Source organism: Helicobacter pylori (assembly GCF_001998165.1).
In the GTDB taxonomy this organism is placed as follows: Bacteria; Campylobacterota; Campylobacteria; order Campylobacterales; family Helicobacteraceae; genus Helicobacter; species Helicobacter pylori_DL.
This window is the reverse complement of record NZ_MTWR01000023.1, coordinates 1-4,677: the sequence shown is the minus strand read 5'-3', so window position 1 is coordinate 4,677 and position 4,677 is coordinate 1. Positions and strand designations below refer to the sequence as shown.

Below are 4,677 nucleotides of genomic sequence, written 5' to 3'. Positions count from 1 at the left end.
GAAAAAGAAGAGGTTAAAGAAACTCCCCAAAAAGAAGAAAAGCCTAAAGATGATGAAACGCAAGAGAGTGAAACCCCTAAAGATGAAGAAGTTTCTAAAGAGTTGGAAACGCAAGAAAAATTAGAAATCCCTAAAGAAGAAACGCAAGAAGAAGTTAAGGAAGAGATCAAAGAAGAAGTTAAAGAAGAAACGCAAGAAATTAAGGAGGAAAAACAAGAGAAAACACAAGATTCCCCAAGCGTGCAAGAATTAGAAGCCATGCAAGAATTAGTCAAAGAAATCCAAGAAAATTCTAACGACCAAGAGAATAAAAAGGAAACCCAAGAAACCCAAGAAACCCAAGAAAACACAGAAACACCGCAAGATATAGAAACGCAAGAATTAGAAATTCCTAAAGAAGAAGAAACGCAAGAAGTCGCAGAAAAAACACAAGCGCAAGGATTAGAAAAAGAAGAAATTGCAGAAACCTCCCAAGAAAAAGAAATCCAAGAAGCCCAAGATGAAAAACTCCAAGAATTAGAAGCCCAAGATGAAACGCTACAAGAAAACGAAACCTCCAAAGATGAAAACATGCAAGAAAGCGTGCAAAATTTACAAGAATTAGAAACCCAAGAAACCCAAGATGAAACGCCCCAAGAAAAAGAAACGCCACAAACCCAAGATGAAACGCTACAAGAAGACCATTACGAAAATATTGAAGACATTCCTGAGCCGGTGATGGCTAAAGCGATGGGGGAAGAATTGCCCTTTTTGAATGAAGCCGTTGCAAAAACCCCTAATAGTGAGAACGCCACAGAAACCCCTAAAGAGAGCGATATAAAAACCCCGCAAGAAAAAGAAGAAAGCGATAAAACTTCTAGCCCCCTAGAATTGCGCTTGAATTTGCAAGATTTATTAAAAAGCCTGAATCAAGAGTCCTTAAAAAGCCTTTTAGAAAACAAAACCTTAAGCATTAAAATCACTTTAGAGGATAAGAAACCTAATGCATAATGATTTTAATTTACTCATCCTTTCAGGCCCTAGCGGAGCGGGTAAAAGCACCCTTACAAAGTATTTGCAAGAAAAAATCCCCAAAACCCATTTTTCCCTTTCCACCACCACGAGGAAGCCTAGAGAGGGCGAAGTTGATGGCTTGCATTATAATTTTGTCAGCGAAGAAGAATTCAAACAAGGCATAGAAAAAGGGCAGTTTTTAGAATGGGCGATCGTGCATAACCACTACTATGGCACTTCTAAAATCCCTGTAGAAAAAGCCTTAAAAGAGGGCAAAATCGTCATTTTTGATATTGATGTGCAAGGGCATGAGATCCTTAAAAAGCATTACCCCAACGCATGCTCAGTCTTTATTAGCACCAAAAACCAAGAGATTTTAAAAGAGCGCTTGCTTTTAAGGGGGACGGATTCTAAAGAGACGATAGAAAAACGCTTGATCAACGCTTATAAAGAAATGCAGTGCTTGGAAAGCTTTGATTACCTCATCATCAATGAAGATTTAGAAAAATCCAAAGAAATCATCTTAAGCATCGCAAAAACTTTAGTCTATCGCTTAAAAGCGTTTAATTTTGAAAAAATATGCAAGGCTTGGAAAAACGAATCCTTATAAAACCTACCAATTATTTTTTAAAAAAGCTATAATTCAAATAAAAACCAACCGATAAGATTAAGGAGTAAAGTATGGGCGGATTCACAAGTATATGGCATTGGGTCATTGTTTTATTAGTGATTGTGTTGTTGTTTGGGGCTAAAAAGATCCCAGAGTTGGCTAAAGGTTTAGGCAGTGGGATTAAGAATTTCAAAAAAGCCGTGAAAGACGATGAAGAAGAAGCTAAAAACGAGCCAAAAACCCTAGACGCTCAAGCAACGCAAACCAAAGTGCATGAAACTAGCGAGATTAAAAGCAAACAAGAAAGTTAAGCATGCACACTCTCATTAAGGGCGTTTTAGAAGAGGTTTTAGAAGCTGAAGTCATTATTGAATACCCTAAAGACAGAGAGCATGGGCATTACGCTACGCCGATCGCTTTCAATCTCGCCAAAGTTTTTAAAAAATCGCCCTTAGCCATCGCTGAAGAATTAGCCCTTAAAATCAGCACGCACAAAAAAACTCAAGGGTTTTTTGACAGCGTAGTGGCTTGTAAGGGCTATATCAATTTCACGCTTTCTTTAGACTTTTTGGAGCGTTTCACCCAAAAAGCTTTAGAATTAAAAGAACAATTTGGCTCTCAAGTTAAAAGCGAACGTTCTCAAAAAATCTTTTTAGAATTCGTGAGCGCTAACCCCACAGGGCCTTTACACATAGGGCATGCTAGGGGTGCGGTGTTTGGCGATAGTTTGGCTAAAATCGCTCGCTTTTTAGGGCATGAAGTTTTGTGCGAATATTATGTCAATGACATGGGATCTCAAATCCGCTTGTTAGGGGTTTCTGTATGGCTCGCTTACAAAGAACATGTTTTAAAAGAGAGCGTAACTTATCCGGAAGTCTTTTACAAGGGCGAATACATCATTGAAATCGCCAAAAAGGCTCACAACGATTTAGAGCCAAGCCTTTTTAAAGAAAACGAAGAGACTATCATTGAAGTTTTAAGCGGCTACGCTAAAGATTTAATGCTTTTAGAAATTAAGGATAATTTAGACGCTTTAGGCATTCATTTTGATTCCTATGCGAGCGAAAAAGAAGTTTTTAAACATAAAGATGCGGTGTTTGAGCGATTAGAAAAAGCGAACGCCCTTTATGAAAAGGATTCTAAAATCTGGCTCAAATCTTCACTCTATCAAGATGAAAGCGATCGGGTGCTCATTAAAGAAGATAAAAGTTGCACTTATTTAGCCGGCGATATTGTCTATCATGATGAAAAATTCAAGCAAAATTACACCAAATATATCAACATTTGGGGGGCAGACCACCACGGCTATATCGCCAGAGTGAAAGCTAGCCTTAAGTTTTTGGGCTATGATTCTAGTAAGCTTGAAGTCTTACTCGCTCAAATGGTGCGCTTGCTCAAAGATAACGAGCCTTACAAGATGAGTAAAAGAGCGGGTAATTTCATTTTGATTAAAGATGTGGTTGATGATGTGGGTAAGGATGCTTTAAGGTTTATTTTTTTGAGCAAACGGCTTGACACTCATTTAGAATTTGATGTCAATACTTTAAAAAAGCAAGACAGCTCAAACCCCATTTACTATATCCATTACGCTAATTCGCGCATCCACACCATGCTAGAAAAATCGCCCTTTTCTAAAGAAGAAATCTTACAAACCCCTTTAAAAAATTTAAACGCTGAAGAAAAATACTTGCTTTTTAGTGCTTTAAGCTTGCCTAAAGCGGTTGAATCCTCTTTTGAAGAATACGGCTTGCAAAAAATGTGCGAATACGCAAAAACTCTCGCTTCAGAATTCCACCGCTTCTATAACGCTGGCAAAATCTTAGACACCCCTAAAGCGAAAGAGCTTTTAAAAATTTGTTTAATGGTGAGCTTGAGTTTAACTAACGCCTTTAAACTTTTAGGCATAGAAATCAAAACCAAAATTTCCGCTAAAGATTAAGCTAATATTTAATTTTTTGTTATAACATTCTCCTTATTTTTTGAAAATAAGGAGAATGTTTTGCTTAATCGTATTATAGAACACATGAACGCTCACCATGTTGAAGACATGAAAGGTTTATTGAAAAAATTCGGGCAAGTCCATCACGCCGAAAATGTCGCCTTTAAAAGCGTGGATCCACAAGGCATTGTGATTGGTTATAACAACAACCAAACCTTAAGGATTGAATTTAACCACGAAGTTAAAGACCCCAAAGACTACAAAAACGCTATCATTGAATTGTGCCAAAGCGTGGAAAAAACCCATGACTTAAAAGGCGTGGAAGAAGAAGTTAAAGCCTTTAAAGGAAGCTTTGATTCTGTTTGTTTAGCGACCTTACACCCTAATGGGCATGTGGTATGCTCTTATGCGCCTTTAATGACCGATGGCAAACAATACTACATTTATGTGAGCGAAGTGGCTGAGCATTTTGCCGGTCTTAAAAACAACCCCCACAATGTGGAAGTGATGTTTTTAGAAGACGAGAGCAAGGCTAAATCAGCTATTTTGAGGAAACGCTTGCGTTATAAAACCCACGCTCGTTTTATTGAAAGAGGGGCGGAGTTTGACAAAGCGTTTGATTCTTTCATTGAAAAAACCGGCGGCGCTGGGGGCATTAAAACCATTCGTGCCATGCAAGATTTCCATTTGATCGCATTGGATTTCAAAGAAGGGCGTTTTGTGAAAGGCTTTGGTCAAGCTTATGATATTTTAGGCGATAAAATCGCTTATGTTGGGGATAAAGGCAACCCACACAATTTCGCTCACAAGAAATAAATTTTCATTTAAATCCATTTAGGAAGATTTCCCAAACACCTAGGTGTTTGGGATAAATGGTGTCATAAAAATCTGATTAACGCTCTTTATTTTCTACCACTCTTTGATGTTGTAGGGTTAGCTTTTTTATAATGAAAGCAAAAAATTCGCTTTATTAATGCAATCAAAACACTTACTTGCAAAGCTCTTATTTTCTATTTCTAGTAAGGTTTTCCTAATCGCTCGCTCCTCTTTGAAAAAGCGTTGGAGTTTTATATGCTAAAATACCCATAAACCAATAGCGGGCAAAAAACGAGAGGGTATTTAGGGTTTTGATAAT

Annotated in this window: 4 protein-coding genes and 1 pseudogene; all 5 read left to right on the top strand. The window is 37.7% G+C overall.

What is annotated here, in order from left to right; all coding sequences use genetic code 11:
• Positions 1–990: pseudogene (locus BZK24_RS09570) on the top strand (hypothetical protein); the annotation flags it as partial.
• Positions 983–1,603 carry a guanylate kinase gene (gene gmk, locus BZK24_RS03315; RefSeq protein WP_000551231.1) on the top strand — a complete coding sequence of 207 codons (621 nt, stop codon included), beginning with the start codon at positions 983–985 and terminating at the stop codon, positions 1,601–1,603. The pseudogene BZK24_RS09570 and the gene gmk, both read left to right, overlap by 8 nt.
• Positions 1,604–1,674: 71 nt before the next feature.
• A complete protein-coding gene (locus tag BZK24_RS03310) occupies positions 1,675–1,914 on the top strand; it encodes a twin-arginine translocase TatA/TatE family subunit (RefSeq protein WP_000508590.1) in 240 nt (79 codons plus the stop codon).
• Between the two features lie 2 nt (positions 1,915–1,916).
• On the top strand, positions 1,917–3,542 hold the full coding sequence (gene argS / locus BZK24_RS03305) for an arginine--tRNA ligase (RefSeq protein WP_077656562.1): 1,626 nt from the start codon (positions 1,917–1,919) through the stop codon (positions 3,540–3,542).
• Between the two features lie 60 nt (positions 3,543–3,602).
• Positions 3,603–4,358: a HugZ family heme oxygenase gene (locus tag BZK24_RS03300; RefSeq protein ID WP_077656561.1), complete on the top strand. Its 756-nt coding sequence runs from the start codon at positions 3,603–3,605 to the stop codon at positions 4,356–4,358.
• The last annotated feature ends 319 nt before the right edge of the window (positions 4,359–4,677 follow it).

What these genes read in the sequence shown, in the direction of transcription:
- BZK24_RS03310 (WP_000508590.1), top strand. Translation starts at nt 1,675, where the DNA reads ATGGGCGGATTCACAAGTATATGGCATTGGGTCATTGTTTTATTAGTG.
- gmk (WP_000551231.1), top strand. Translation starts at nt 983, where the DNA reads ATGCATAATGATTTTAATTTACTCATCCTTTCAGGCCCTAGCGGAGCG.
- argS (WP_077656562.1), top strand. Translation starts at nt 1,917, where the DNA reads ATGCACACTCTCATTAAGGGCGTTTTAGAAGAGGTTTTAGAAGCTGAA.